Source organism: Hahella sp. CCB-MM4 (genome assembly GCF_002260525.1).
GTDB lineage: Bacteria > Pseudomonadota > Gammaproteobacteria > Pseudomonadales > Oleiphilaceae > Hahella.
Genome location: NZ_MRYI01000022.1, coordinates 1 through 23,890 on the forward strand (window position 1 = coordinate 1; position 23,890 = coordinate 23,890).

Sequence of the window (23,890 nt, forward strand, 5' to 3'; positions counted from 1 at the left end):
GGTTGTCTGGTCAAAGCAATTGCTTCACGCTTGAACTCTGGACTATATTTTTTGCGTTTGCTCATAAACACTCCTTTGGCACATTGTGCCTCTTTTTAGAAGTGTCCGCAGTCACGGGGTAGAACCCGACTGAGAGAAGTACCATCCAGGATTGATGTTAGCTCCAGCAAAACGAAATTGGGTAGTCACTAGAAATGGTGCATCTAGAAAAGCGAGGTGGATCTGCGAAAGGTCACTTGGCAAGAATCTTCTGAGATGGAAGCGGTAAATTTCACCGTCGATCCAGTCACGAGAGTAAAACGTACTCATTGATCAGCTCCTACAGTAGGCACTGAGTTGCCGGGACTCGAAGAATAGAAGGAGAGCTATCTCCTCTATTTTACTATCAGATTCTGTGCTTCTATAAAATAGATGAAATTGCAGCTAAATCAAATAATTTGATGTTTCCCTTTGGTTCGTACAAGGATACTAATAATTGATTACTCCCGTTGCTTTGAAAGCTAATGCGTCAAGACTGATTAAATAATTGATCGATTGCCTGTAGTGGCACTTCAAAAATATCGCCGTTTTTGCTGCTTAGAAGTCTCCAGGCCAAGAAGTATTTCCGGATACCGGCTGATGTGTGCGGTGACAGTCTCGGGCATGAGTTAATCAAGGCCGGACCGGTGGAGTCCTATGATTGGGGTAAAAAAGGATAGGCGGTCAGCTACCTTGGATAAAATTAAACTGAAATGCTCTGCATTAATAACTACTCTATATATGGATACCCAGACTACAGTAATTTGTAGCACTTTAATTAAGTGGGTATTAAGAGGTCGCCTAATTTGGTGTCCGGAACCATTAGACCACCACGCGAAACATGCAGCCAAGGCTGATAGATTTGATGTTGCGATAAATTCAATACCGGGCGCGTGCGAGATCACAAAAGGAAAAAGGAGTTTACATTATGTTGACCATCATTGAGCAAACTGCTGATAATCTCCTGCAAGAGATTGACATGAACAACGATATTAGAAATTTAGGTGGGACAGAGAGAATTGTTGGAGATGCCTTTCACGTAATTGTCACTTCGCTCCAAGAAATTAGGAGTACGACTCGTGTTCCAAATTTTGGAAGGGACGATGCTCATGACCTAATCATCTCAATGCAAACACTTTCCGCAACCTGTGAACTCCTCAGTTACAATCTAGATTTTATTGCCGCTCGTAATGTTGCTTCACATAACCCTCAGCAAGCGGCAACTCAAACCATCACTTCTGTGAAGAATTGGATCTCAGCCAAGCTTATCCCTTTAATTAACGGTATTTGGCAGTCTGTTTGGGCCGTATTAGCAAAATATGTCACCCCCAAAGAGTGGACGGTTTCTGGCGAGCTTGGCACTCCTGTTCTTGGCCTTGCCAAGGCAACTGTTGGGATTACCTTCGGGTAGGGGCTACTTTAAGTCTTGGCTTTTCCCAGATGGCTTGACCACCTCATCGTGGATCATCTTGATCTGCAGAGCTATACCCTTACTGCGAAGTAATTCGTGGAAAGATAAGGAAGAATGGGGGGGAGCTAGAGATTAAGACTTAATAAGCTGCAGCCTGGTCAATAAATAATCCTTCCGTTCCTTTTAAGCCCGTTTTGTACGGATTCAATGGGAACCTCAAGACGACTCTTATGAGTTGCTACTGTTCTTATTCGTGACCTAAATGCAAATGGGATATCTCAACTTCGTCTTATGATCAACTAATCGCCTTCGGGTTGAAGATCTAAGCACTTATGCTTTCCTGGGAGTTCATATGACCATCAAAATAGTTTTCCATCCCACAGACGACCAAGACGAAACGATTAGAAACCTAATCGAAAGTGGGCTATATCGCGATGAAAGCGACGTTCTCAGTGAAGCATTGCAGCTTTTGAAAGACAAACATGCAACGCTACGTAATCTGATTATGGAAGGTGAAAATAGCGGAGAGCCTATAGATTGGTCTGCTGAGGTTTTTCTTCAGAAAGTTGGTTCTGGCAAAGACTCCTGATTGCAATACCTTTTAGCTAAGGGGGGGAGATAAAAAAGGAGGGGAGTCCTTGAACAGGATAGCAGTTGGCGCAGACAATTTCGGCAAAGCTAGCTTAAACCAGCAGAAATGATTTATTGAGCAATTGATACGTGGCAATAGTGTCAGCCGATGGTCATGACGGCCACTGCTGGCTTAAGGTTCGCCGGGCTAACCGCCATTTTTCCGACCATTGTGTAAATCCCCCGTGTACAATGGTCCTGTGTCGTTGCCGATTTTCAGAATCTGCAGCGACAAACAGATTTTTGACCTATCCCTAATTGGTAGGGCCACTATGGAAACGCTCCGACCTCTGATCGATATTTCGGGCGGTACTGCCCGCTACCTGGTGGAATTACCATGCTTTAAACCCGGGCATAACCTTTCTCCTCAGAACGGCTTGCATGCAAGCAACGATTGGGATGCTTTGCTTAAATTTCTGAACCTAGATGGGCATTCTGCGAGCACGCTCCGTTCTTATTCGACCGCATTGGAGCAGTTATCCCTGTGGATTATTCTGGTACGACAGGTGCCGTTATCCGGCTTAACAAGGGCCGACTTAGCGGCATACTACGAGTTCATCAGTTCACCCCCAGAGCATTGGGCGGGTCCCCCTAGAAAGAAATTCAATAAGGATGGATCTATTAATGCAGCATGGCGACCTTTCCAATTGCCTGCCACAGGTAAGATTGGCATGGCCTCTGGGACCATTAAACGTGTACAGAGAATTCTTAAGGCTTTCTATGCCTATATGGTTGATGAAGGTTATCTTCTGGGTAGTCCGTACGTAGCTCCCTCCATTAGGGGGATTCGTTCTCCGCCCCCCAAAAAGAAATCGAACGTTCGATTTCTGGGAGAGCGTGATACGCTCTTTATTGAAAAGACACTGCGTGATTCATTGTATGACGCTAAACGATTAAGAAACAAACGATCCTATTTTAAGGCCCTCAGGTGCTACTTTGTTTTTGAACTTTTTCTGCACACAGGGCTGCGTATATCCGAGGCTGTAACTTGCAGAATGGGTGATATTAATGTCAATAGGGTTGGCAAAAACCGGGTATTTTCCATGGAAGTATTCGAGAGAGGCCTTGTCTACGGGAACACACGTAAAGTATCGCTAAGTGAAAGTTTCATCCAAATTCTGAAAGAGTTCCGAGTTGGCCTGAACGAGGTTGTCTCGTCCTCTGATTGGCAACTGATGGCACCCATGCCCACCTATGGTGATCCGATGCCCCTAATACCCACCATCTCGGGGAGGAAGCCCGTTACTGCTCGCCAAATTAGTACGATATTCAACGAAATCCGGCAGACTTGTGTGGAAACTATTGATCGTCTTAACGAAGAGAGGCTCAGCGAAGATCAGCAGCACGAACTCAGGCAAATGCGTTCAACGCTTAGCCGTTTTACCTGCCACTGGGTGCGGCACACTTATGCCACAAGACTGTTGCTGCACACTGGAAACGTCCCATTCATTCAGGAGCAACTCGGCTATGCTATCCCCACGACAGTTCAAGTTATCTTCAATACGATGAAAAAACTAGGGGATGGGGATCAGGCTGACATGCGAACGACTCCCCGGGAAAAGTGAGCCAATGAAGTGGCCACTAAGTATGCGCAGAAAGATTTTGCATAGGGCTAAAAAAGCGCAATTGAATAAATTGTGACAAGCGTGAATGTAACTCCAGGAACTTTTCAAAATTCCAACTCGCGGGACATATCGACATAAGCCATGCCGAAATAATTCGAGGTAAAACAAATCTTGATCCAGATAGGAAGTTTAAGCAAAGGCTAGGAGAGAATGTTTACATTGGTGTGTTACGAGCTGCGAAATGTAAAAGCGAACGTGATAGCGCTTGGAGCAATCTTAGAACTATGATCTGTGGCGGTGGGTCTCGTTCGGCCTTTTACTATGAATTTATTCAAGGCATATCTGAACAGTCCTGCTTCAAGCTGCAGATTGAAGTACTTGAGAAGCCCAATAATCTTGATGCACCTGGTCTACCATCGGCCGAATATAATCGTCATTTTGTAGCCTATGGGCTTGCCCAGGGAACCCAATGGGACTGTAAGTGGCCGGAGAACTTGGACGAGATTTAAAATACCAAAAAAGATAATAATGTAGAAGGCTTTGTTTCGAAGGATATGGTGTAAACAGCATTGAGAGAATTTATCTATATCCAGTATTTTTTAGTTGTGGTCATTGAGTCTGGGACCAAATTTCCGACCTCATAAAATTAATATTCCTTGCCAAATCAGAGCTTGATCAGACGCTCAATTGCTTTTATGAAAATGGCTTTATTGGAATCGCAGATAAATATTATAAAAATTCTTTGTCGGACAGTTATGCTGCAATAGCTATTCAGGACTGTTTATCTTGTGGCGGGAGAGGTTTTTCAATGCTTCAGAAATAACCTCTTCCGGCGGCTCATCATAAATGACTGTCGTGGATGGGTTCTTATGACCGGCAATCTTCTGAGCGACCTTCAGAGACTTGCCCTGACTATGAATCACATCAGTAATGAGTGAGCGCCTTCCTGAATGGCTCGAGGCCTTCTCGATCCCGGTCCAACCACGCAGCATTAGGGCCATATGCTCCTGGAGAGTATTCGGCGAATAGGGGCCACCTTTCTGCGTGATGAAAAGGGGATCCGAAGGTTTCAGCGACGGATTCTTATCTAGACGGAGCTGCAGATAGACATTCAAGGCGCTCCTCAGGTCGGGATCCACCATGGGCAAGTCGCGTGAATGACCTGATCGCTTTTCAACGGGTGGATAGAAGTCCTCCGGATGGATCTCGGCACCGGCCTTTACCAAGGCTTCAATCTGACGCACTGTCTGGGCAAACTGGTCGACCGAGAAGCGGACACTACGGCGCTTGTATATAGATCTGGAGCGCCCAGTGGCATTTGCACCTTTGGTAATGGCAGCCGGCAGTGCCATGATGTCATACAACTGGAAAGTCTGATTGGCTTGACCAGGCGGGCCGGAAAGCTTGGCCACTTCCTTAATTTGCAACAGAGCAATCTCTTGAGCTCGCAAGCCCAACTTGAAACTGATCTGCATGATGGCGATGTTTTTTTCCGGGTGGCGGTGACTGCGGATGGCATCGAAAAGTTGTTGCATCTGGTCTGGGGACAGCACCCGAGCTTGTCCGACTTTGGCCATAGGGGAGCACTCTAAATAATCCGTAATAATGCCATTTTAACGGATTATTGAGGATTATCTAGCTTAGCATGTAACAACTCCCAACCAGTAAGCTCATATTGTAAATAATGTAGCTCCCAATCATGAATTCTCTGAGGCACCAGGTAGATAAGCAACGTTGAGAAATTCGAGAAACCATCTCCGCACTAAAATTTCTCCGACAGGATGAGCAAGTACTAGGTGCATCCTTAATCAGAAAGTAGTTCGAACTTTGTCACTATCACTACCGAGCATGCTGGGTAGGTTTAAGACGTCCGCCAAAAATATCAAATGAAGGAGGCAGAGCGAAGCAAATTTCATCCATATAGACGGTATTAATCGCGTGAGGCCGTCATAAAATGCCTAACCATGCGAGGTTATCGATTACACGAGTCCTTTGAAAACAGACTGGTCGGGGAATTAAGTACTTTAGTTGGAAATTAAGCACTTTAGTTGGCGAAAATTAAGTACTTTAGTTGGGCGTCCAGTAACGGTACCGGATTTCACGCACACTCACATAAGACTTCGCATAATGGACACGTTGATGTTCACCCAATGAAAGGCGGCAAAATTTTCAAGTGCCGCCTGAAATGTCGCGGCGACTGAAAGGAGATCCCGAGCCGGGATAATATCCCAGCCCGGCGAGGAATTTGCACATAACGTATATTATGCGGGCTTGACAGCGGAGCTGTCGAAGCCAGGAAGTTAGCCCTCCTTCAGGGGTGCGTTACCTCGTAACCCTTCGCTCCATTCCGGACGGGTTACGCCATAACCTTTTTTGATTCGACGATATTTCGTGACACTTCGCATAAAGATATTGCGATAGTTTTGCTTTGTGATAGGGTTATGTTGCTCAGTACGATTTATGAGCAAAAAAAACCCCACGCAAATGCGCAGGGTCTTCGCGGTCACTGACTGTTGAATCTTGGCGGATCTCAGTCAGTTGGCTATTCAAAAACCCAGGAGGGCTTTTGTGTATAGTTGCAACTAACTTAGTACAGCGAGATTTAAAAGTAAACAAAAGGTTGATAACCATAGGTTAACAACAAATAGTTGAAATTGATTGATAGCAGCTAATTGAAATTGATTGGTGGCAGTTAATTAAAATTTCCGTACAAGTCGGTAGCGATTTCTCAGACGCCCCCCCTGTCTTCTATAGGAGTTTATCTTATGAAGGCAGAAAATATTGAATTTGAATTAGTTTTTGTTCGTTCATATGCTCGCATTCGGTTTGGCAAGGAAGAGCATGTCCGAGAGCATTATCGGTCTTTTCCTGGAGACTAAAAGGGTGATTAAGTAATTTATTGGCGGCCCTTGGCCGCCTTTTTTGCGCGTAAATATAGCGACATGGCCGTTTAATCGGCCATCATAGGCGGCCTCGGGTTCCTGGGGCCGCTGTTGTTCGGTCCGCCGAAAGCAGAGCCCGCCAGGGCGACTCCCAACTGATGAGACCACCGAGGTGCGGACGCCCGTCCGCCTTATAGGCTTCCGCGTAGCGGGTCACCGCGGCGAAGCGCGGATCTTGGTTGGTCGCCCCGTTAGTAATACGGGGGGAAACTCTCGTTCCACTCCAAACCCAGCATACTCCACGAAACAAGATCGACTGACTCTCACGAAGTGCGGGGCAGTTGGTCTTTGCTGGGTCAAAAAAATCCGACCGAAGGGAGGTGAAACGACGTTTAGTGTCGCTCCAAAATGTATGATTAGATCTCTCTGAGGTACTTGGTCTGGCAGTACATTAGCCCAGATCTGAGCATCTCTTTTAGGAACTCTTTGTCATCGCTTGGAAGCTTCTTTATCTCAGATAACATGACTTTAAATTGGTCGTCTGCATCAATCTCGTTCTCGGCAAACAACAACTCATCAGCAGTACACCCCAGTGCAATAACCAGTCTCTTGATGGACACAGCTTTAGGATCGCTACCATGCTCAATCTTGGTGATAGCTCCCTCGGTTAGCCCGGCCTCATCGGCCAGCTTTTTACGTGACCAGCCTTTGGCTGCTCTTATCCGTTGTAAATTCTCTGCAAGCGTCATGTTCTGATCATCATCTTTAGTCATGGGAATTACTCACCTCAGTAAATGATAAGGGGTGTTTTTTTATACTGCAGTGTTGACATATACTGTAGTAGTAAACAAAAATATACCGCAGTAGTGTTGACAGGATTCTGGATAACGCTGCTAAAGGCAATAAAAAAGCCCCTCAGTTCGCACCTGAGAGGCTTTTAGGATGGGTAACAGAGTTCGCACCTCTGGCACCCGGTTGTCCGTCGCTAGGAATTGAAGGACCAATACATGGTAGTCGAAAACCATCCGGCTTGTCAGCCCGCTTGTGGCGAGACATTCATTGATACTCTGTCGATCACGTTCCCGTTGTCGTACGTGATGGAGTATGCAGAGTTCGGGCGTAACATCACGTTCGAAAACTATCAGGACCGTGATCTGTGGTTCCTTCGGGCCATGTCGATCATGCTCAAAACCATCTTTGGCAACCTGTTCCACCTGGAAAAGGGCGTTGCCCTGGGCCATCGCCGTAACAACTTCGCCAACTCCATCCCCTTTACCAAATCTGCCGGATTCATTGCCTTCGGTGGCAACAATATTGTCCGTGGCCGGGATGGCGAGGAAACCGGGCGCAGGGCAGAGCGGGCGCAGATCTATCTGACCGGGGAGGGCTGTGCCCTGGTGAACAAGTTCCCTGAAATCTGGGCCAAACTCCGCGAGTTCTGCGAGCAAAGGGAAGGGCGCATCACTCGCCTGGACGTGGCCCATGATGACCACAACGGGCGTTACTCCGTGCATGACGTGCGAAAGTGGTATGACGAAAAGTTGTTTAAATCCACTGCCGGCGGACGCCAGCCAGAAGGCCACTTTATCGATGACTGCGGCACCGACAAGGGTTGCACCCAGTACGTGGGCAATCGCAAATGGGGCGGCAAGTACTTCCGTTGCTATGAAAAAGGGAAGCAGCTGGGCGAGAAGGCCTCTCAATGGGTGCGTTATGAAGTGGAGTTCAGAAACCGGGATCGCGAACTCCCGTTCGAGATGCTGACCAACCCGAAACCCTTCTTAGCCGGGGCCTATCAGTGCCTTGCTTTTATCAGCGATGTGCGGGAGGTGGTGAAGACCATCTCAAAAAAGCAACGGATTATCTATCGACAGGCGGTAGATCACGCGAAAACCGCTGTCGGCAAGCTGCTTAGATACATGACGGAAAAAATGGGGTTAGCCCCTGAGCAGATTTATAGCGACCTGGTCCGGATGGAAGGCGAGGGCGATAAGCGTTACCCGTCCCGGCTTCAGCACTTCGCTGATCATGAGGAAGCGTCGGAGCCGTTCATTAAACCGATCGAGCAATCCCACCCGTGGTTGTTCGATCCGAACTACCAACCCAATCCCGCACAGCGGGCAATACCGAGGTAAACAACCATGAGTCAATTAGGACTGATGTTAAGAGGCCGTGTCGCTGGGACGCGGGAACAAAGAGGAACCAGTGGCGGCGGCAAGCCATACCACCGGATCGAGCTGGGCATTATTGAAGATGTAACCGATGGCTATGGCCGCATCAAAGAGGTCGTCCATGATCTGCGATTGCCTAAGGCTCTGGCCAACGATCCTGCCTTTATGCGGTCGGTCAGCGATCACCAGGATCAGATCGTGGAAGTGAAAGTCTGGGCGGAAGCCTGGGCCGGAAATAACGGGGCGCGGATCACCTATCACGTGCATCCGGAGGCCAAGTTGAATCCGATTGGCAAGCTGAAGGCGGCCTGAAATGAATCAATACGCTCTGGTGTGTACTGAGCTGGATACAGGCGGCGCCTGTATCTCGCAGCAGTGGCAGCAGGTGTACCTGATACCAGCCGAGTCTGGCACAGCGGCAGAGCTGTTCCTGACGGGCGGATTCTCAGCGGAAGCCATGGGAATCGGGTTCGGCGGCGCAATGACGTTGTTCGTCGCGGGCCTTGGTATTGGCTTCGCATTGAAAGCACTTAGGAGAATATAAGTATGTTGAAAGTAAAGGAAAAGTTGAATAACACCTACCTGAAAACAGGTATTGCTGTAGCAGGCTTCGCGGCGAATGCGCCAGTGTTCGCGGCAGATGGCCAGCTGGATACCACCTCAGTGCAGGCGGGTATCGATGCAGCCAAGGCAACCGGGCTCTCGGTCGGCGCCATGGTCGTGGCGGCGGTGGCTTCCATGGTGGTCGTTGGCATCGTGATTGGATTGGTTAAGAAAATTTGATCTGGTCAATGCTCTACGGCGGACTCCTGGCTTATTGCTTCCTGGTGGGCATTAAGCTTGGCAACACCTAGGGGTCTTCGGACCCCTTTTTTATGGAGAGAATCATGCAAAGGCTGATGATTGGCGTGTTCTTGTTGCTGATATCGGCGGGGACATTGGCTGATTGGGAAAGTGCTGGCGGATCGAATGGGCAAGCGAGGTGTCAGAAGGCTTATTCCACTTATACCGGTGCGGGCTGGAAGGTAAAGATGAATTATAACGATGCAAATCAGAATTGTTTATTTTATCTCTGGAAACCGATGGAAAGTGATCCGTGTGAGTCGCCAGAAACCTGGGATAACACGACTCAGCAATGTAAAGGACCCGATCCGGACCCTGACCCCGATCCGGATCCGGATCCGGATCCAGATGATGACGATGACGATGATTGCCAAGATAAGGCGGGTCAGCATGCGGGCTATATCTATGAAGAAAAAAGCAGCATTAGTAAGGGCGGTTGTCAGGCTTCCTGTGCTTCAACCGGTCAAGTGATCGAATATCAGGACGGCACCACGAAGCCCATCTATCAGTGTATTTATACCGGAGAGGAAGCCGGAAATGATGACGGCACCGACAATGATAATCCTGACGGGGGTGATGGAGGTGACGGCGGTAGCGGTGGTGGCGATGGAGGCGGAGATGGGGGAGGTGATGGAGGTGGCGATGATACTGGATCTGGTGGCGGTGATGGAGGTGGAGATGGTGACGACTCTGGTTCAGGGGATGGTGATGATACTGGTTCTGGCGGTGATGATACCGGCTCGGGGGGTGGTTCTGGTGGCACTGGCGCGGACCTCTGTCAGGGCAATGATCTGTGTGATGATATCGCCCACATTAAGGCAACTAACGAGTTGATCGCCGATAACACAGCCAGGATTCATGATGATCTAGGAGAAATCGGTGAACTCCTGGAGCTGAAAAACGATCATCAGGACAAAGAGCCGGGCAGCTTCAATAGTGATGGAGAGCAACGTATTGCGGAGGCGGAAGCCAAATTGCAGGGCGTGATTAATGGCATTAAATCAGAGTTCAGCAGCCTGTTTAATCTGTCGTTAAGCTCCGGGTCGATGGCGTGCAGCTTCACCATGGACTTTTACGGCGAGACGCTGAGCTTCTGCCCAAATCAATACCAGGAACAACTGGCGATCATCGGGCCGGTCGTGATGCTGATTGGCGGGTTGGTCTCATTAAATATACTGTTTAGGTGATGCAATGGACGCGATCTTCGAGTTTTTTAACACCATTACGGATTGGCTGACCACGGATCAATACAGCTTCTGGGAAGAGCTGGTGGCTTACGTGTTGGTCCAGGTCACGATCTGGAAAATTGAATTTATGATCTGGTCCATGCAGTTCTCCTGGGGTGTGGCTCATGCGATCCTGGATCAGCTTAATATCTCCGCCCAGATTAATCAGTTATGGGGTAACGCTGACGCCACGGTGGCCGGTTGGCTGACGTTCCTCCGGGTGCCGGACGCCATGAACATGGTTCTGAGCGCAGGCGTGACCAAGTTCGTGATGCGTATGGTGGGCTTTGCATGAGTATCGTGATTCGTCACGGCTCTAATGGAGCCTTTAAAACGGCTAACTCGGTAGGCGAATACCTGATCCCGGCGATCCAGCAAGGCCGCATTGTGGTCACCAATATCCGGGGCGTCTCCCGGCAACGCTGCTATGAAAAGTTCCCCGATCTGCCGGAATCCATGGACATCATCTATGTAGATACGCAGACCACGGAAGGCCGCCTCCATATGGCTAAGTGGTTCCACTGGGCGCCGCCCGGCGCGCTGTTGATCTTCGATGAGGCCAGCTCGGTGTTCCCGAAATCCTGGCGGCAGTCTGACCTGGACAAGCTTAATTATCCTGGCGGCACCGATAAAGCCAAGGAAGATGATCGGCCGGAAAACTGGCTGCAGGCGTTCGAAATGCACCGTCACTGGAACTGGGACATCGTACTAACCACGCCCAACATTAAGAACATCCGCGACGACATCCGCAACACCACAGAAATGGCGTACCGCCAGCGGAACCTGGGCAGCCTGTCGGAAAAGCTGGGCCGCTTCAAGGAAGTTCAGCACGATGCCGCGAAAAACGGCTTCAGTGCTTCTGATGCTATCTCAATGACTGTTAAAAAGGTGAATAAGGATGCCTTCGATCTCTACGACTCAACCACCACGGGCATCGTCAAAGGCAGCCAAGCCGGCCAGAGCCTACTTAAAAATCCTAAGGTTCTCCTGTTACTCGGCGTGCTTATGGCTTGCCTCGGCACTGTCGTATATCTGGGTGCCCCTGGCTTTACTGGTGAGCCAGATACGACAACGAACACCTCAAAATCGGCTGAAACCACTGGTCAGGTGGTTACTGCGACACATGTTCCAGGGCCTGAAATGGTTCCTCGGGTTCATCCTGGTAAGGTTGTTGGCGTTCCTCATGATCGTTTACCTAATGGCCTCCCTGTGGCGGGCGTTCCTGTAGTGGATTCGTTCTAGGATTATCAGTTGAGGATCACGGGAACGATCAACGATCTGGTTCAAATCGAGGCGACCAAGGGTGATGACACTATCTTCCTGGATCGTCGGCTGTTGTTCGAAATGGGTTATGTTTATTATGCCGTGAATGATTGCATCGGTCGGCTGGTCTGGGAGAACCAGGCGCGCTTGGTGATGTGCTCATCACGCGATGAGTTCCGCCAGGAACAGGACGGGAAATCTGAGGCCGATTGGAAATCGGTCCAGAGTTCCACTTAAGAGACGGAGCGCTGACAAGGAGCGCGGCGAGTAATCGCAGCAAGCGACGTTCGGCGAGCCGGAACGGATACTGAAGTTGAAAAAGGAAAGCAGATGGATCGGGAAGATTGGTTGATCGGGTTGTTCGTTATGGTCGTGTTCAATGGTGGGACGTGGTTGTTAACGCAAGATCCGTATATGACAGGGTTGACGTTGTTGAGTAGCTTCCTGGGCGCAATCCTGATCTGGGGATTGTTTAGCAGCAATCCAAGTCAGTAGTGAACCGGTCAGAATCCACGTAGGCACATCCATAACTTCGCATAATGGACACGTTGATGTTCACCCAATGGAAGGCGGCAAAATTTCAGATGCCGCCTGAAATGTCGCGGCGACCGAAGGGAGATTTCGAGCCGGGATAATATCCCAGCCCGGCGAGGAATTTACACATAACGTATATTATGCGGGCTTGACAGCAAAGCTGTCGAAGCCAGGAAGTTATCTCCTCTGGGTTTTTGGCAGCCCTTTCGGCATCAAAGAATCAGGTCCAGTAGTCCGTCTGTCACTTCAAGGATGTATTCAACAGCTATAGGAGGGGGGTCGGTGCCGTCATTTTTTGGCAAGTTTGTTGAGGAGTTGCAGGAGGTCAGCAGAGTTAAGATTATCAGCCAGACAAGTTTTTTGACTGTCAGCTTGATCAGCGCGCCCCTCATGAGCTTTAGTAGACTATCTTCTACAACTTTATGTTTTTTAAGGTTTTTGAAAAGTTCGTTCAGTTTTTTCATTGCCATCTCTCCGGTTGGGCTGCTCTTTTTTGCCTACATATTAACCATATCACCATCGAATTACATGGGCAATATATGTGTTATAAAAATGTACTGCAATAAACAGAAATCGAAATTAAATTTGATTAATGAGATTTTATTTTACTGAAATCTATGTGGCTAAGTGTTGGGTAGCGTTATTTGCAATATTCTATTAATTGCTATTGACACAAATTGATTTTGTGGTGCATATTTAAATTGGAAGATGGAAAAACAGAATGCGTACTCTGTTTTTTGTATGAATAAATTTACTACTGAGGTATGGGATCTTCTACTTCGAAGGTGATCATTAAAAATGTGTGAGGAGCAAAATATGAGCTCTGCTGTCGCGAATGGCGATATTTCTGTTAAACGAAAAAAAACATCGCAGAAGTCTAGCCAATCTGTTGAACAGGCCCTTGGCGAAGGGGCTGACGTTATAGGCTTTAACGATGAGAAGAAAGAAAAAGCTGTAACGGTAAACGTACGTTTGAGTGGAAAGAGTTTGAAAGTTTGGAATCGTTTAGCCGATTTGGAAAGCGAAAGAAAAGGCAAATTCTCTCCGAGCCAGACAATTAAAGAAGCAATCGCATTGAGGTATCTATATGAAACAGAAAGAAAGAATGGTAGGGAGGTGTATCTGCTGATCAATAATCAGTACATTTCGGCCAATGACCTCATGGGGTTTTAAAAGAGAGCCAAGCTAATTAGCTTGGCTTTTTTTTTACGGCTGATTTTATTCTTTGCAGACCGATAATCAACCGACTCCAATCAATCAAGTGATTGGATAGGCTGACAAGTTCAGGAAGAGGGTGATCTTATGAATAGCAAGCTTGGCATTCGGAGGGTGTGGGTGTGGTTATCCACGCAGTGTTCAACTCGAAATAGGTTGGGAGAAAGTAATGGGCAGTCAGTCCTTCTATGGTGGAGTTTTAGATGTAGTCATTAAGGGAATGAAAGGGCTCAAGGAATATGATGGCGAGAGCGTGGAGTGTAAAGAAGAGAGCAAGGATGTCTGTGATGTTTATGAGGTGATGGAAGAGTTGCGCGAAATGTTAGTGGAGGAAGGTGGAGTAGAGGTGGAAATAGTCGTGGAAATAGAAGATTAGGGTCGCAATGTCTTTCTATGGTGGTGGAAATGATGTTGTGTTTAAGTAGCCAGCGAGTGTGTGAGTAAAAATCTTCATGAACCAGGCATGAAGATTTTTACTATATAGTTCAGGGATTGATGCTGCGAGAGTTCTAAAAATAAAGCGAAAAAGCAAATATCAAAAGCGATCCTTGGGGGTCGTTTTTTTTGCTTCGCCGAAAATCGATTACGACGTAACTTGGATTGACGAACTAAAAAACGGTACGTTGTAACCTTTTGATGTTGTAGTCGCGATATTCGTCATTAAAGGCGGCCTCGGGTTCCTGGGGTCGCTGAAGTCCGATCCGCCGAAAGCAGAGCCCGAAGGGCGACTCCCAACTGATGAGACCACCGATGTGCGGACGCCCGTCCGCCTTATAGGCTTCCGCGTAGCGGGTCACCGCGGCGAAGCGCGGATGCAGGCTTGGTCGCCCCGTTAGTAATACGGGGGGAAACTCTCGTTCCACTCCAAACCCAGCATACTCCACGAAACAAGATCGACTGACTCTCACGAAGTGCGGGGCAGTTGGTCTTTGCTGGGTCAAAAAAATCCGACCGAAGGGAGGTGAAACGACGTTTAGTGTCGCTCCAAAATGTATGATTAGATCTCTCTGAGGTACTTGGTCTGGCAGTACATTAGCCCAGATCTGAGCATCTCTTTTAGGAACTCTTTGTCATCGCTTGGAAGCTTCTTTATCTCAGATAACATGACTTTAAATTGGTCGTCTGCATCAATCTCGTTCTCGGCAAACAACAACTCATCAGCAGTACACCCCAGTGCAATAACCAGTCTCTTGATGGACACAGCTTTAGGATCGCTACCATGCTCAATCTTGGTGATAGCTCCCTCGGTTAGCCCGGCCTCATCGGCCAGCTTTTTACGTGACCAGCCTTTGGCTGCTCTTATCCGTTGTAAATTCTCTGCAAGCGTCATGTTCTGATCATCATCTTTAGTCATGGGAATTACTCACCTCAGTAAATGATAAGGGGTGTTTTTTTATACTGCAGTGTTGACATATACTGTAGTAGTAAACAAAAATATACCGCAGTAGTGTTGACAGGATTCTGGATAACGCTGCTAAAGGCAATAAAAAAGCCCCTCAGTTCGCACCTGAGAGGCTTTTAGGATGGGTAACAGAGTTCGCACCTCTGGCACCCGGTTGTCCGTCGCTAGGAATTGAAGGACCAATACATGGTAGTCGAAAACCATCCGGCTTGTCAGCCCGCTTGTGGCGAGACATTCATTGATACTCTGTCGATCACGTTCCCGTTGTCGTACGTGATGGAGTATGCAGAGTTCGGGCGTAACATCACGTTCGAAAACTATCAGGACCGTGATCTGTGGTTCCTTCGGGCCATGTCGATCATGCTCAAAACCATCTTTGGCAACCTGTTCCACCTGGAAAAGGGCGTTGCCCTGGGCCATCGCCGTAACAACTTCGCCAACTCCATCCCCTTTACCAAATCTGCCGGATTCATTGCCTTCGGTGGCAACAATATTGTCCGTGGCCGGGATGGCGAGGAAACCGGGCGCAGGGCAGAGCGGGCGCAGATCTATCTGACCGGGGAGGGCTGTGCCCTGGTGAACAAGTTCCCTGAAATCTGGGCCAAACTCCGCGAGTTCTGCGAGCAAAGGGAAGGGCGCATCACTCGCCTGGACGTGGCCCATGATGACCACAACGGGCGTTACTCCGTGCATGACGTGCGAAAGTGGTATGACGAAAAGTTGTTTAAATCCACTGCCGGCGGACGCCAGCCAGAAGGCCACTTTATCGATGACTGCGGCACCGACAAGGGTTGCACCCAGTACGTGGGCAATCGCAAATGGGGCGGCAAGTACTTCCGTTGCTATGAAAAAGGGAAGCAGCTGGGCGAGAAGGCCTCTCAATGGGTGCGTTATGAAGTGGAGTTCAGAAACCGGGATCGCGAACTCCCGTTCGAGATGCTGACCAACCCGAAACCCTTCTTAGCCGGGGCCTATCAGTGCCTTGCTTTTATCAGCGATGTGCGGGAGGTGGTGAAGACCATCTCAAAAAAGCAACGGATTATCTATCGACAGGCGGTAGATCACGCGAAAACCGCTGTCGGCAAGCTGCTTAGATACATGACGGAAAAAATGGGGTTAGCCCCTGAGCAGATTTATAGCGACCTGGTCCGGATGGAAGGCGAGGGCGATAAGCGTTACCCGTCCCGGCTTCAGCACTTCGCTGATCATGAGGAAGCGTCGGAGCCGTTCATTAAACCGATCGAGCAATCCCACCCGTGGTTGTTCGATCCGAACTACCAACCCAATCCCGCACAGCGGGCAATACCGAGGTAAACAACCATGAGTCAATTAGGACTGATGTTAAGAGGCCGTGTCGCTGGGACGCGGGAACAAAGAGGAACCAGTGGCGGCGGCAAGCCATACCACCGGATCGAGCTGGGCATTATTGAAGATGTAACCGATGGCTATGGCCGCATCAAAGAGGTCGTCCATGATCTGCGATTGCCTAAGGCTCTGGCCAACGATCCTGCCTTTATGCGGTCGGTCAGCGATCACCAGGATCAGATCGTGGAAGTGAAAGTCTGGGCGGAAGCCTGGGCCGGAAATAACGGGGCGCGGATCACCTATCACGTGCATCCGGAGGCCAAGTTGAATCCGATTGGCAAGCTGAAGGCGGCCTGAAATGAATCAATACGCTCTGGTGTGTACTGAGCTGGATACAGGCGGCGCCTGTATCTCGCAGCAGTGGCAGCAGGTGTACCTGATACCAGCCGAGTCTGGCACAGCGGCAGAGCTGTTCCTGACGGGCGGATTCTCAGCGGAAGCCATGGGAATCGGGTTCGGCGGCGCAATGACGTTGTTCGTCGCGGGCCTTGGTATTGGCTTCGCATTGAAAGCACTTAGGAGAATATAAGTATGTTGAAAGTAAAGGAAAAGTTGAATAACACCTACCTGAAAACAGGTATTGCTGTAGCAGGCTTCGCGGCGAATGCGCCAGTGTTCGCGGCAGATGGCCAGCTGGATACCACCTCAGTGCAGGCGGGTATCGATGCAGCCAAGGCAACCGGGCTCTCGGTCGGCGCCATGGTCGTGGCGGCGGTGGCTTCCATGGTGGTCGTTGGCATCGTGATTGGATTGGTTAAGAAAATTTGATCTGGTCAATGCTCTACGGCGGACTCCTGGCTTATTGCTTCCTGGTGGGCATTAAGCTTGGCAACACCTAGGGGTCTTCGGACCCCTTTTTTATGGAGAGAATCATGCAAAGGCTGATGATTGGCGTGTTCTTGTTGCTGATATCGGCGGGGACATTGGCTGATTGGGAAAGTGCTGGCGGATCGAATGGGCAAGCGAGGTGTCAGAAGGCTTATTCCACTTATACCGGTGCGGGCTGGAAGGTAAAGATGAATTATAACGATGCAAATCAGAATTGTTTATTTTATCTCTGGAAACCGATGGAAAGTGATCCGTGTGAGTCGCCAGAAACCTGGGATAACACGACTCAGCAATGTAAAGGACCCGATCCGGACCCTGACCCCGATCCGGATCCGGATCCGGATCCAGATGATGACGATGACGATGATTGCCAAGATAAGGCGGGTCAGCATGCGGGCTATATCTATGAAGAAAAAAGCAGCATTAGTAAGGGCGGTTGTCAGGCTTCCTGTGCTTCAACCGGTCAAGTGATCGAATATCAGGACGGCACCACGAAGCCCATCTATCAGTGTATTTATACCGGAGAGGAAGCCGGAAATGATGACGGCACCGACAATGATAATCCTGACGGGGGTGATGGAGGTGACGGCGGTAGCGGTGGTGGCGATGGAGGCGGAGATGGGGGAGGTGATGGAGGTGGCGATGATACTGGATCTGGTGGCGGTGATGGAGGTGGAGATGGTGACGACTCTGGTTCAGGGGATGGTGATGATACTGGTTCTGGCGGTGATGATACCGGCTCGGGGGGTGGTTCTGGTGGCACTGGCGCGGACCTCTGTCAGGGCAATGATCTGTGTGATGATATCGCCCACATTAAGGCAACTAACGAGTTGATCGCCGATAACACAGCCAGGATTCATGATGATCTAGGAGAAATCGGTGAACTCCTGGAGCTGAAAAACGATCATCAGGACAAAGAGCCGGGCAGCTTCAATAGTGATGGAGAGCAACGTATTGCGGAGGCGGAAGCCAAATTGCAGGGCGTGATTAATGGCATTAAATCAGAGTTCAGCAGCCTGTTTAATCTGTCGTTAAGCTCCGGGTCGATGGCGTGCAGCTTCACCATGGACTTTTACGGCGAGACGCTGAGCTTCTGCCCAAATCAATACCAGGAACAACTGGCGATCATCGGGCCGGTCGTGATGCTGATTGGCGGGTTGGTCTCATTAAATATACTGTTTAGGTGATGCAATGGACGCGATCTTCGAGTTTTTTAACACCATTACGGATTGGCTGACCACGGATCAATACAGCTTCTGGGAAGAGCTGGTGGCTTACGTGTTGGTCCAGGTCACGATCTGGAAAATTGAATTTATGATCTGGTCCATGCAGTTCTCCTGGGGTGTGGCTCATGCGATCCTGGATCAGCTTAATATCTCCGCCCAGATTAATCAGTTATGGGGTAACGCTGACGCCACGGTGGCCGGTTGGCTGACGTTCCTCCGGGTGCCGGACGCCATGAACATGGTTCTGAGCGCAGGCGTGACCAAGTTCGTGATGCGTATGGTGGGCTTTGCATGAGTATCGTGATTCGTCACGGCTCTAATGGAGCCTTTAAAACGGCTAACTCGGTAGGCGAATACCTGATCCCGGCGATCCAGCAAGGCCGCATTGTGGTCACCAATATCCGGGGCGTCTCCCGGCAACGCTGCTATGAAAAGTTCCCCGATCTGCCGGAATCCATGGACATCATCTATGTAGATACGCAGACCACGGAAGGCCGCCTCCATATGGCTAAGTGGTTCCACTGGGCGCCGCCCGGCGCGCTGTTGATCTTCGATGAGGCCAGCTCGGTGTTCCCGAAATCCTGGCGGCAGTCTGACCTGGACAAGCTTAATTATCCTGGCGGCACCGATAAAGCCAAGGAAGATGATCGGCCGGAAAACTGGCTGCAGGCGTTCGAAATGCACCGTCACTGGAACTGGGACATCGTACTAACCACGCCCAACATTAAGAACATCCGCGACGACATCCGCAACACCACAGAAATGGCGTACCGCCAGCGGAACCTGGGCAGCCTGTCGGAAAAGCTGGGCCGCTTCAAGGAAGTTCAGCACGATGCCGCGAAAAACGGCTTCAGTGCTTCTGATGCTATCTCAATGACTGTTAAAAAGGTGAATAAGGATGCCTTCGATCTCTACGACTCAACCACCACGGGCATCGTCAAAGGCAGCCAAGCCGGCCAGAGCCTACTTAAAAATCCTAAGGTTCTCCTGTTACTCGGCGTGCTTATGGCTTGCCTCGGCACTGTCGTATATCTGGGTGCCCCTGGCTTTACTGGTGAGCCAGATACGACAACGAACACCTCAAAATCGGCTGAAACCACTGGTCAGGTGGTTACTGCGACACATGTTCCAGGGCCTGAAATGGTTCCTCGGGTTCATCCTGGTAAGGTTGTTGGCGTTCCTCATGATCGTTTACCTAATGGCCTCCCTGTGGCGGGCGTTCCTGTAGTGGATCAGTTCTTGGATTATCTGTTGGGGAACCCGGGAACGAACAACGGTCTGGTTCAAATCGAGGCGACCAAGGGTGATGACACTATCTTCCTGGATCGTCGGCTGTTGTTCGAAATGGGTTATGTTTATTATGCCGTGAATGATTGCATCGGTCGGCTGGTCTGGGAGAACCAGGCGCGCTTGGTGATGTGCTCATCACGCGATGAGTTCCGCCAGGAACAGGACGGGAAATCTGAGGCCGATTGGAAATCGGTCCAGAGTTCCACTTAAGAGACGGAGCGCTGACAAGGAGCGCGGCGAGTAATCGCAGCAAGCGACGTTCGGCGAGCCGGAACGGATACTGAAGTTGAAAAAGGAAAGCAGATGGATCGGGAAGATTGGTTGATCGGGTTGTTCGTTATGGTCGTGTTCAATGGTGGGACGTGGTTGTTAACGCAAGATCCGTATATGACAGGGTTGACGTTGTTGAGTAGCTTCCTGGGCGCAATCCTGATCTGGGGATTGTTTAGCAGCAATCCAAGTCAGTAGTGAACCGGTCAGAATCCACGTAGGCACATCCATAACTTCGCATAATATATATTATGTTAAATACACTGCAAACCAGAAACCTCAACTGTATATCGTTTTATGTCTCAACTAAGGTCTTGATTAGATAGATTAGCCTGAGCTGGCTACTACTTCTCTAAGGTTTAAGATCAGTTAGTCGGACCAGCTCTGAAGAATTTTCTATTTCAGTGTTATATCATGGTCATCATAAATCGTGGGGATTGGCTGGCGTTTGTGTTGTGTCGACAGGTATATACTTACCAGCCTCTTTGCGATGTCCCGGTTTGTATCTTTACCTTCCAGGAAGTCATCAATTTCATCATAAGACAACTTTAAAGCATCTTCGTCAGCTTTTTGAGGAGACAACTCTTCCAGGTCGGCAGTCGGAGTTTTACCAACTAATATTTCAGGAGCGCCCAAATAGCCGGCTAGCAGTCTTACCTGCCGCTTACTCAATCCAAAAAGTGGCGCAAGGTCGCACGCACCGTCGCCATACTTGGTATAGAAACCAGTGATATTTTCAGCTGAATGGTCGGTACCTAATACCAAGCCACCCACAATGCCAGCAATTTCATATTGAGCAACCATCCGCATTCGCGCCTTCACATTGCCTTTTACGAAATCGACTTTGTTTGGATCGGGCGCATCCCCTCCTATACTGTCCATAGCTAGCATAACATTGGAGTGCAAGCCATCCACGCCGTCTTTGATATTTACCGATACCGAGCGACTTGGCTTAATAAAGGATAATGCGAGTTGTGCTTCATCTTCATCCTTTTGGCTATCATATGGTAGACGAACAGCTATGAATTTGTAGTCATTCGATTTTGTTTCGTCATTAAGCTGTTCGACTGCCAGTTGAGCTAAACGCCCACAGGTAGTGGAATCAATGCCTCCGCTGATGCCCAGTACCAAACATTTGGCGTTCGCGTTTAGCAGCTTGCTTTTAACGAATTGAACTCTACGATTTACTTCAAATTCCGGCTCAATTGTTGGCAGGACACGCATTTCCTCTCGAATAACAGCTTCCAAAATTTTACTCCTCATGTATTTTTTGTGGTTGTGCTAATCACAAAAAGAGACTCATTAGTTGTTCTGAAAAATGACGTCAAGAACATTTCCCATGCTCATACCTCACAAGCTCAAGTGCTAAAATGTCGTAATGCCTGATTTTTGGGGTAGTTATTCCACCCTCTTCTCTTCTTGTCATATATATCGCTTAATATTAACGAGCCATCAATATTAATTCATGTGTCTTAAGTCCAGGCTGTAGCAATTGGGCTTTTCCTTCTACCCAATCCTCAAACCCATTCAGCCACCAATGGCTTAGAGGATGGCCGCTTTGGCCTGCAGGTAGGCTCAACAACGCGTTTTCCCCTTCACTTGGAGAAATGGCGAAACTTTCAGAAGCTCCAAAACGGGCTAGGTTAACATGGATCACATTGTTGTCTCCCGACAAGGGGCTGCTCGGAACCTTGAGCCAGTTGCCTACGACAGGTAAGGCATTGGCAAGTGGGTGTCCATAGTGGCTTTTGTTTATATCACCCCAGACCATCGAACCATTTCCGATCTCTTGCCATGAGCGCTTCAGGGTATCCAACGTGAATAAATGCCAATTTTCATAGCTTCCTGGCACCCACTTATTATTGAACATAAGCGCTTGTACTGTTGCATCCCAGCGGGGGTTCGCACGCCGATAGATGGCACCAGGCCATTGCTGACTTAGTTGTTCATCAATGCCACTAAACAGCTTTTCATACACATTTTTTCGCCATGTTGATAACAACGCATAAGCCACAGAGTCTTTATCTGCCTTCCCGTCCCATTCTTCAAGAAGTGTCTGCAGGTGTTCGATATCTAACTCACTATGAGTCTTTGTGTGTTCCAAACTGCGCATCAGCCATACTTTCCATGACTGCGCAAGCATGGCTGTATTATCAAGCTGTACCTGATACAGCGTGTCCGATGAGACATCTGTAAGTTGCTCGAGTTTAGAGGTGATCGCAGTAGCTCTGACCCCCATGTCTGCACCGCCGTCACCTAGATACTGCCCTTCCTGTTCAAACAACATCCGATTGTTAGCGGAAACAATCATTCCGCTAACAGGGTTGATTTGCGCCGGGTATTTTTCTTGAGCTAGCGGCGTGCTATTCCATCCGATATTTTGTTCAGTATCTATTGGAAAGGAGTCTTGTATACCTTTCAAAGTTCTATCCGGTAGCAGGCCTGCCAGCGTCCAGGCAATGTTGCCCTGACTGTCAGCCACCAATATATTTTGAGCGGGGATTCCAGAGTGATTGGCTGTCGCTACAACATCATAAACGCTAAGGGCTTTATCCAGGTCCAAAAAATTCAAATTAAGAGAATCTGGAAGCTGAATGGCCCACCTCATGGCCATGTCACCCAATGGCGTGTAAACAGCTGGGCCCCATTCGCTCTCTCTCACGGTCAGTTCTTCTGGCTTACCGTGGTTTACGAACAAGGTTTCGTTGTGTTCTTTAAATGAGTTCTGGGATGAGGGTAGTTTTATCCAATCAAAGGTATCAACATAGCTGTTGGTTAATCCCCAGGCAACGTGGCCATTATATCCGCTGACCATAAAAGGTACGCCAGGTAAGGTAACTCCTGTTAATTGTCGTTGTTCATTCTGTTCGCCGTACTCAAGCTTGGCCTTATACCAAATGCCAGGAAGAGATAAACCAAGGTGCATATCATTGGCGAGATAAGCTTTACCATCCCTCTGGATTAGCCATCCATTGCTCCCTTTCATGCCTTCGTCCATACCTGAAGCCGTTGCATGACTCCCCTGCTCTGATTGCGCCCACCATTCTGGTGCGGTTTCGGGGACGGAGGGTGGCACTGGTGTATAGCCGCTTAGTGGTTTATCCCAATCACTGGCGGTGGGAAACAGAAATTGTGTTTGTTCTGGATTACTATTTTCTTTAATCCACCCTCGCATGTATTCCCTTCCTGCCTGATGCCCTTGCAAATCGAAATACATGGCGGCAATCACCAACAGAGAGTCTTCCGTTTTCCATTTTTGCGGCTCTGTTCTTAAGATCCAATATTCAAATGGTCGGCTCTGTAGGCCTTCCAATCCGGCATTGACTCCAGAAGTGTATGAACTCATTAACTCTCGTTGTGTTGGAGGCAATTTATCAAGCTGACGCTTTGCTTGCTGTCTCAAAAGCCATAGACGTCTTTGGCGATCAATTTTCAATCCACTCTTGCCAATCAATTCCGAGAGCTCGCCGCTCGCGCTACGACGGAGTAAATCCATCTGAAAAAATCGTTCCTGACTATGAAGAAAGCCAAGCGCATAAAAGGCTGATGCTCTATCGGAAGACTGAATATCAGGAACCCCATTGTCGTCCCGATAGATTTTCACGTCATGGTTTAAATCCTCGACTTGAACACTGCCATCCAGCTTAGGCAAACTAAGTTTCAATGCCCCCCATCCTGTTGCCAGTATCAATAGCACTAATAAAACCGAAATACCCAGCAGTGGCTTTATAATCCTAGCGATCAACTTCAT

The 23,890-nt window shown here is 48.9% G+C and carries 26 protein-coding genes; 20 read left to right on the plus strand and 6 right to left on the minus strand.

Going from position 1 to position 23,890, the window contains the following annotated elements:
- Positions 1 to 946 precede the first annotated feature (946 nt).
- From BTA51_RS25875 to BTA51_RS25885, 3 genes are all read left to right on the plus strand, one after another.
- A complete protein-coding gene (locus tag BTA51_RS25875) occupies positions 947 to 1,429 on the plus strand; it encodes a hypothetical protein (RefSeq protein WP_094711986.1) in 483 nt (160 codons plus the stop codon).
- 352 nt (positions 1,430 to 1,781) lie between these two features.
- Positions 1,782 to 2,018, plus strand: a complete 237-nt coding sequence (locus tag BTA51_RS25880; protein ID WP_094711987.1) for a type II toxin-antitoxin system ParD family antitoxin — start codon at positions 1,782 to 1,784, stop codon at positions 2,016 to 2,018.
- Positions 2,019 to 2,331: 313 nt separating this feature from the next.
- The gene (locus tag BTA51_RS25885; RefSeq protein WP_094711988.1) at positions 2,332 to 3,624 is read left to right on the plus strand and encodes a site-specific integrase; all 1,293 of its coding nucleotides are present in this window, start codon (positions 2,332 to 2,334) and stop codon (positions 3,622 to 3,624) included.
- A gap of 767 nt (positions 3,625 to 4,391) precedes the next feature.
- On the opposite strand, the gene BTA51_RS25895 is transcribed toward BTA51_RS25885, so the two are convergent.
- Positions 4,392 to 5,201, minus strand: coding sequence for a site-specific integrase (locus BTA51_RS25895; protein ID WP_094711990.1), 810 nt, complete (start codon positions 5,199 to 5,201; stop codon positions 4,392 to 4,394).
- A 1,721-nt stretch (positions 5,202 to 6,922) separates the two neighbouring features.
- Positions 6,923 to 7,279: a helix-turn-helix domain-containing protein gene (locus BTA51_RS25900; RefSeq protein ID WP_094711991.1), complete on the minus strand. Its 357-nt coding sequence runs from the start codon at positions 7,277 to 7,279 to the stop codon at positions 6,923 to 6,925.
- A 234-nt stretch (positions 7,280 to 7,513) separates the two neighbouring features.
- Between BTA51_RS25900 and BTA51_RS25905 the strand changes: the two genes are divergently transcribed.
- The 8 genes from BTA51_RS25905 to BTA51_RS25940 all read left to right on the plus strand — a co-directional run bounded on the left by BTA51_RS25905 (position 7,514) and on the right by BTA51_RS25940 (position 12,246).
- Positions 7,514 to 8,641, plus strand: a complete 1,128-nt coding sequence (locus BTA51_RS25905; RefSeq protein ID WP_094711992.1) for a replication initiation factor domain-containing protein — start codon at positions 7,514 to 7,516, stop codon at positions 8,639 to 8,641.
- A 6-nt stretch (positions 8,642 to 8,647) separates the two neighbouring features.
- Positions 8,648 to 8,989 carry a DNA-binding protein gene (locus BTA51_RS25910; protein WP_094711993.1) on the plus strand — a complete coding sequence of 114 codons (342 nt, stop codon included), beginning with the start codon at positions 8,648 to 8,650 and terminating at the stop codon, positions 8,987 to 8,989.
- A 1-nt stretch (position 8,990) separates the two neighbouring features.
- A complete protein-coding gene (locus BTA51_RS25915) occupies positions 8,991 to 9,221 on the plus strand; it encodes a hypothetical protein (RefSeq protein WP_094711994.1) in 231 nt (76 codons plus the stop codon).
- A gap of 2 nt (positions 9,222 to 9,223) precedes the next feature.
- Positions 9,224 to 9,460 carry a major capsid protein gene (locus BTA51_RS25920; protein WP_094711995.1) on the plus strand — a complete coding sequence of 79 codons (237 nt, stop codon included), beginning with the start codon at positions 9,224 to 9,226 and terminating at the stop codon, positions 9,458 to 9,460.
- A 104-nt stretch (positions 9,461 to 9,564) separates the two neighbouring features.
- Positions 9,565 to 10,707, plus strand: coding sequence for a hypothetical protein (locus BTA51_RS30555; RefSeq protein WP_210404925.1), 1,143 nt, complete (start codon positions 9,565 to 9,567; stop codon positions 10,705 to 10,707).
- 4 nt (positions 10,708 to 10,711) lie between these two features.
- The gene (locus tag BTA51_RS25930; RefSeq protein WP_094711996.1) at positions 10,712 to 11,041 is read left to right on the plus strand and encodes a DUF2523 family protein; all 330 of its coding nucleotides are present in this window, start codon (positions 10,712 to 10,714) and stop codon (positions 11,039 to 11,041) included.
- Positions 11,038 to 11,988, plus strand: a complete 951-nt coding sequence (locus BTA51_RS25935) for a zonular occludens toxin domain-containing protein (RefSeq protein WP_094711997.1) — start codon at positions 11,038 to 11,040, stop codon at positions 11,986 to 11,988. The genes BTA51_RS25930 and BTA51_RS25935 overlap by 4 nt, the downstream gene beginning before the upstream one ends.
- A gap of 9 nt (positions 11,989 to 11,997) precedes the next feature.
- Positions 11,998 to 12,246 carry a hypothetical protein gene (locus BTA51_RS25940; protein ID WP_094711998.1) on the plus strand — a complete coding sequence of 83 codons (249 nt, stop codon included), beginning with the start codon at positions 11,998 to 12,000 and terminating at the stop codon, positions 12,244 to 12,246.
- Between the two features lie 509 nt (positions 12,247 to 12,755).
- Here BTA51_RS25940 and BTA51_RS25945 read toward each other — a convergent pair.
- The gene (locus tag BTA51_RS25945) at positions 12,756 to 13,007 is read right to left on the minus strand and encodes a hypothetical protein (RefSeq protein ID WP_094711999.1); all 252 of its coding nucleotides are present in this window, start codon (positions 13,005 to 13,007) and stop codon (positions 12,756 to 12,758) included.
- 352 nt (positions 13,008 to 13,359) lie between these two features.
- On the opposite strand from BTA51_RS25945, the gene BTA51_RS25950 reads away from it, so the two are divergent.
- Both BTA51_RS25950 and BTA51_RS25955 read left to right on the plus strand, forming a co-directional pair.
- Positions 13,360 to 13,716, plus strand: a complete 357-nt coding sequence (locus tag BTA51_RS25950; RefSeq protein ID WP_094712000.1) for a hypothetical protein — start codon at positions 13,360 to 13,362, stop codon at positions 13,714 to 13,716.
- A 211-nt stretch (positions 13,717 to 13,927) separates the two neighbouring features.
- Positions 13,928 to 14,134, plus strand: coding sequence for a hypothetical protein (locus tag BTA51_RS25955; protein ID WP_094712001.1), 207 nt, complete (start codon positions 13,928 to 13,930; stop codon positions 14,132 to 14,134).
- A 621-nt stretch (positions 14,135 to 14,755) separates the two neighbouring features.
- Here the strand turns inward: BTA51_RS25955 and BTA51_RS25960 are convergent.
- Entirely contained in the window at positions 14,756 to 15,112 is a 357-nt protein-coding gene (locus tag BTA51_RS25960; protein WP_094711991.1) for a helix-turn-helix domain-containing protein, read from the minus strand.
- A 234-nt stretch (positions 15,113 to 15,346) separates the two neighbouring features.
- Between BTA51_RS25960 and BTA51_RS25965 the strand changes: the two genes are divergently transcribed.
- The 7 genes from BTA51_RS25965 (at position 15,347) to BTA51_RS25995 (ending at position 20,079) form a co-directional block, all read left to right on the plus strand.
- Complete coding sequence (locus tag BTA51_RS25965; RefSeq protein ID WP_094711992.1) at positions 15,347 to 16,474, plus strand: replication initiation factor domain-containing protein; 1,128 nt, start codon at positions 15,347 to 15,349, stop codon at positions 16,472 to 16,474.
- Positions 16,475 to 16,480: 6 nt separating this feature from the next.
- Positions 16,481 to 16,822, plus strand: coding sequence for a DNA-binding protein (locus BTA51_RS25970; protein ID WP_094711993.1), 342 nt, complete (start codon positions 16,481 to 16,483; stop codon positions 16,820 to 16,822).
- Between the two features lies 1 nt (position 16,823).
- Positions 16,824 to 17,054: a hypothetical protein gene (locus BTA51_RS25975; protein WP_094711994.1), complete on the plus strand. Its 231-nt coding sequence runs from the start codon at positions 16,824 to 16,826 to the stop codon at positions 17,052 to 17,054.
- Between the two features lie 2 nt (positions 17,055 to 17,056).
- On the plus strand, positions 17,057 to 17,293 hold the full coding sequence (locus BTA51_RS25980) for a major capsid protein (protein ID WP_094711995.1): 237 nt from the start codon (positions 17,057 to 17,059) through the stop codon (positions 17,291 to 17,293).
- A gap of 104 nt (positions 17,294 to 17,397) precedes the next feature.
- Positions 17,398 to 18,540 (plus strand): hypothetical protein, encoded by a 1,143-nt coding sequence (locus BTA51_RS30560; protein WP_210404925.1) that lies wholly within the window; start codon positions 17,398 to 17,400, stop codon positions 18,538 to 18,540.
- 4 nt (positions 18,541 to 18,544) lie between these two features.
- Positions 18,545 to 18,874 (plus strand): DUF2523 family protein, encoded by a 330-nt coding sequence (locus BTA51_RS25990; RefSeq protein ID WP_094711996.1) that lies wholly within the window; start codon positions 18,545 to 18,547, stop codon positions 18,872 to 18,874.
- The gene (locus BTA51_RS25995) at positions 18,871 to 20,079 is read left to right on the plus strand and encodes a zonular occludens toxin domain-containing protein (RefSeq protein ID WP_094712002.1); all 1,209 of its coding nucleotides are present in this window, start codon (positions 18,871 to 18,873) and stop codon (positions 20,077 to 20,079) included. The genes BTA51_RS25990 and BTA51_RS25995 overlap by 4 nt, the downstream gene beginning before the upstream one ends.
- 456 nt (positions 20,080 to 20,535) lie before the next feature.
- On the opposite strand, the gene nadE is transcribed toward BTA51_RS25995, so the two are convergent.
- Positions 20,536 to 21,387 carry an ammonia-dependent NAD(+) synthetase gene (nadE, locus tag BTA51_RS26000; RefSeq protein ID WP_094712003.1) on the minus strand — a complete coding sequence of 284 codons (852 nt, stop codon included), beginning with the start codon at positions 21,385 to 21,387 and terminating at the stop codon, positions 20,536 to 20,538.
- 193 nt (positions 21,388 to 21,580) lie between these two features.
- The gene (locus tag BTA51_RS26005; protein ID WP_094712034.1) at positions 21,581 to 23,890 is read right to left on the minus strand and encodes a penicillin acylase family protein; all 2,310 of its coding nucleotides are present in this window, start codon (positions 23,888 to 23,890) and stop codon (positions 21,581 to 21,583) included.

Excerpts from the sequence above, each read along its gene's own strand:
- BTA51_RS25875 (WP_094711986.1), top strand. The coding sequence starts at position 947 with ATGTTGACCATCATTGAGCAAACTGCTGATAATCTCCTGCAAGAGATT.
- BTA51_RS25880 (WP_094711987.1), top strand. The coding sequence starts at position 1,782 with ATGACCATCAAAATAGTTTTCCATCCCACAGACGACCAAGACGAAACG.
- BTA51_RS25885 (WP_094711988.1), top strand. The coding sequence starts at position 2,332 with ATGGAAACGCTCCGACCTCTGATCGATATTTCGGGCGGTACTGCCCGC.
- BTA51_RS25895 (WP_094711990.1), bottom strand. The coding sequence starts at position 5,201 with ATGGCCAAAGTCGGACAAGCTCGGGTGCTGTCCCCAGACCAGATGCAA.
- BTA51_RS25900 (WP_094711991.1), bottom strand. The coding sequence starts at position 7,279 with ATGACTAAAGATGATGATCAGAACATGACGCTTGCAGAGAATTTACAA.
- BTA51_RS25905 (WP_094711992.1), top strand. The coding sequence starts at position 7,514 with ATGGTAGTCGAAAACCATCCGGCTTGTCAGCCCGCTTGTGGCGAGACA.
- BTA51_RS25910 (WP_094711993.1), top strand. The coding sequence starts at position 8,648 with ATGAGTCAATTAGGACTGATGTTAAGAGGCCGTGTCGCTGGGACGCGG.
- BTA51_RS25915 (WP_094711994.1), top strand. The coding sequence starts at position 8,991 with ATGAATCAATACGCTCTGGTGTGTACTGAGCTGGATACAGGCGGCGCC.
- BTA51_RS25920 (WP_094711995.1), top strand. The coding sequence starts at position 9,224 with ATGTTGAAAGTAAAGGAAAAGTTGAATAACACCTACCTGAAAACAGGT.
- BTA51_RS30555 (WP_210404925.1), top strand. The coding sequence starts at position 9,565 with ATGCAAAGGCTGATGATTGGCGTGTTCTTGTTGCTGATATCGGCGGGG.
- BTA51_RS25930 (WP_094711996.1), top strand. The coding sequence starts at position 10,712 with ATGGACGCGATCTTCGAGTTTTTTAACACCATTACGGATTGGCTGACC.
- BTA51_RS25935 (WP_094711997.1), top strand. The coding sequence starts at position 11,038 with ATGAGTATCGTGATTCGTCACGGCTCTAATGGAGCCTTTAAAACGGCT.
- BTA51_RS25945 (WP_094711999.1), bottom strand. The coding sequence starts at position 13,007 with ATGAAAAAACTGAACGAACTTTTCAAAAACCTTAAAAAACATAAAGTT.
- BTA51_RS25950 (WP_094712000.1), top strand. The coding sequence starts at position 13,360 with ATGAGCTCTGCTGTCGCGAATGGCGATATTTCTGTTAAACGAAAAAAA.
- BTA51_RS25955 (WP_094712001.1), top strand. The coding sequence starts at position 13,928 with ATGGGCAGTCAGTCCTTCTATGGTGGAGTTTTAGATGTAGTCATTAAG.
- BTA51_RS25960 (WP_094711991.1), bottom strand. The coding sequence starts at position 15,112 with ATGACTAAAGATGATGATCAGAACATGACGCTTGCAGAGAATTTACAA.
- BTA51_RS25965 (WP_094711992.1), top strand. The coding sequence starts at position 15,347 with ATGGTAGTCGAAAACCATCCGGCTTGTCAGCCCGCTTGTGGCGAGACA.
- BTA51_RS25970 (WP_094711993.1), top strand. The coding sequence starts at position 16,481 with ATGAGTCAATTAGGACTGATGTTAAGAGGCCGTGTCGCTGGGACGCGG.
- BTA51_RS25975 (WP_094711994.1), top strand. The coding sequence starts at position 16,824 with ATGAATCAATACGCTCTGGTGTGTACTGAGCTGGATACAGGCGGCGCC.
- BTA51_RS25980 (WP_094711995.1), top strand. The coding sequence starts at position 17,057 with ATGTTGAAAGTAAAGGAAAAGTTGAATAACACCTACCTGAAAACAGGT.
- BTA51_RS30560 (WP_210404925.1), top strand. The coding sequence starts at position 17,398 with ATGCAAAGGCTGATGATTGGCGTGTTCTTGTTGCTGATATCGGCGGGG.
- BTA51_RS25990 (WP_094711996.1), top strand. The coding sequence starts at position 18,545 with ATGGACGCGATCTTCGAGTTTTTTAACACCATTACGGATTGGCTGACC.
- BTA51_RS25995 (WP_094712002.1), top strand. The coding sequence starts at position 18,871 with ATGAGTATCGTGATTCGTCACGGCTCTAATGGAGCCTTTAAAACGGCT.
- BTA51_RS26005 (WP_094712034.1), bottom strand. The coding sequence starts at position 23,890 with ATGAAGTTGATCGCTAGGATTATAAAGCCACTGCTGGGTATTTCGGTT.